Source organism: Kitasatospora sp. NPDC023176 (assembly GCF_055560495.1).
In genome coordinates this window covers 1-2,458 of the sequence record NZ_JBVHIP010000089.1, presented here as the reverse complement: position 1 = coordinate 2,458, position 2,458 = coordinate 1, and the positions used below count along the sequence as shown (strand labels likewise).

At 72.9% G+C, this 2,458-nt stretch carries 1 protein-coding gene; it reads left to right on the top strand.

Features of this window, described 5'->3' with window-relative positions:
* Positions 1–2,458 (top strand): type I polyketide synthase (locus ACZ3YL_RS42380; protein WP_465663185.1); only part of this gene is annotated, 2,458 nt, incomplete at both ends.

The following is a 2,458-nucleotide window of genomic DNA, read 5'->3' as shown; positions in this document are numbered from 1 at the left end:
CGCCGTGGTCGAGTCCCTGACCCCCGAACGCCTCGCCGCGGTCTGGGAGCCCAAGGCGCGGGCGGCCTGGCACCTGCACGAACTCACCCGGGGGCAGGACCTGACGGCGTTCGTCCTCTTCTCCTCGGCGGCCGGGACGCTCGGCAGCCCCGGCCAGGCCAACTACGCCGCGGCGAACGCCTACCTCGACGGCCTGGCCGCGTACCGGCGCGCCCAGGGCCTGCCGGGAGTGTCGTTGGCCTGGGGCTACTGGGCCGAGGCCAGCGGGCTGACCGGGCAGATGTCCGAGGCCGACGGTGAACGCCTCGCCCGCGCGGGGCTGCTGCCGATGGCGACCGACCACGGACTCGGGCTGTTCGACGGGGGCCTGGACACCGCGGAACCGGTGGTGGTCGCGGCCGGCCTCAAGGTGTCCGCCCTGGGCGACCGGCCGGTGCTGCGCGCGCTGGCACGCGCCCGCAAACCGGTGCGGACCACCGGACTGGCGGGCGAGCTGGGATCGCTCCCCGAGGCCCGGCAACGCGAGATCCTGCTCGACCTGGTCAGCACCCACGCCTCGGCCGTGCTGGGCCGCAGCGACGAGATCGCCGGCGACCTGGCCTTCAAGGACCTGGGCTTTGACTCGCTCACCGGCGTGGAGCTGCGCAACCGGCTGTCCACGGCGGTCGGGACCCGGCTGTCGGCGACGATGGTCTTCGACCACCCGACCCCGGCCCGGCTGGCCGAATACCTGCGTGAGGTGGTCCTCGGCAAGGAGCGCCGGACGGTCGCGCCCGTGCCGGTCGGGGTGCCGGTGTCGGGTGATCCGGTGGTGGTGGTGGGGTTGGGGGCCCGGTATCCGGGTGGGGTGGGCTCGGCGCAGGAGTTGTGGGATCTGGTGGCGGCTGGGGCGGATGCGGTGGGGGAGTTCCCGTCGGACCGTGGGTGGGATGTGGGTCGTCTCTACGATCCGGCCGGCGGTCCGGGGACGTCGTACACGCGGTCGGGTGGTTTTCTGGGGGATGCGGGTGGCTTCGACGCGGCGTTCTTCGGGATCTCGCCGCGTGAGGCGTTGGCGATGGATCCGCAGCAGCGGGTATTGCTGGAGACGGTGTGGGAGACGTTCGAGCACGCGGGGATCGATCCGACGTCGTTGCGGGGCAGCCAGACGGGCGTCTTCACCGGCATCTGGGCATCCGGCTACGCGGGCGGAGTGGACCAGATCTCGCGTGACGCGGACGGCTACGTGGCCACCGGCACGGCGACGAGTGTGACCTCGGGGCGGGTGTCGTATCTGCTGGGGCTGGAGGGTCCGGCGGTGTCGGTGGACACGGCGTGCTCGTCGTCGCTGGTGGCGATCCACCTGGCGGCGCAGGCGCTGCGCTCGGGGGAGTGCACACTCGCCCTGGCCGGTGGTGTGACGGTCATGGCGACACCCGCCGCCTTCATCGACTTCTCCCGCCAGCGGGGGCTTGCGGCCGATGGGCGGGTGAAGGCGTTCGCCGAGGCGGCTGACGGTACGGCGTGGGGTGAGGGCGCCGGCTTGGTGCTGCTGGAACGCCTGTCCGACGCCCGCCGTAACGGCCACCGGGTGCTGGCGGTGGTCGCGGGAAGTGCGGTCAACCAGGACGGGGCGTCCAACGGGTTGACCGCGCCCAACGGTCCGTCGCAGGAGCGGGTGATCCGGCAGGCGTTGGCGAATGCCGGGTTGGAGGCGTCCGAGGTGGACGCGGTGGAGGCCCACGGCACCGGCACTACTCTCGGTGACCCGATCGAGGCACAGGCACTCCTGGCGACGTACGGCCGGGACCGGGTGGAGCCGTTGTGGCTGGGGTCGGTGAAGTCGAACATCGGGCACACCCAGGCGGCGGCGGGTGTGGCGGGTGTGATCAAGATGGTGATGGCGATGCGGCACGGGCAGTTGCCGCCGACGCTGCACGTCGACGCGCCGACCTCGCACGTCGACTGGGAGTCCGGGAACGTCCGGTTGCTCACCGAGGCCCGGCCCTGGCCCGACAGCGGTCACCTGCGTCGTGCGGGCGTCTCGGCGTTCGGCATCAGCGGCACCAACGCGCACGTGATCCTGGAGGCACCGGCCGTGGATCCGGCCGAGGAGAGGTCGCCCGAGTCCCCTGCCACTCCCACGCCGGCGGCCGTCGTGCCGGTGCCGTGGCTGCTGTCGGCGAAGTCGGACGCGGCCCTGCGTGACCAGGCCCGCAGGCTGCGCGGGTTCCTCGCCGAACACCCCGAGGTGACACCGGCCGAGGTGGCCGCGGACCTGGCCGCGCGGGCCCGGTTTCCGCACCGTGCTGTGCTGACGGACCCGGCCGGCCTGGACGCGCTGATCGACGGAGAGCCCGGACTTGTCACGGGCACTGCCTCCCCGGGCGGGTCGGCGTTCGTGTTCTCCGGTCAGGGTGGTCAGTGGGTGGGGATGGGGCGGGGTTTGTACGGGGTGTTCCCGGTGTTCGCGCGGGTG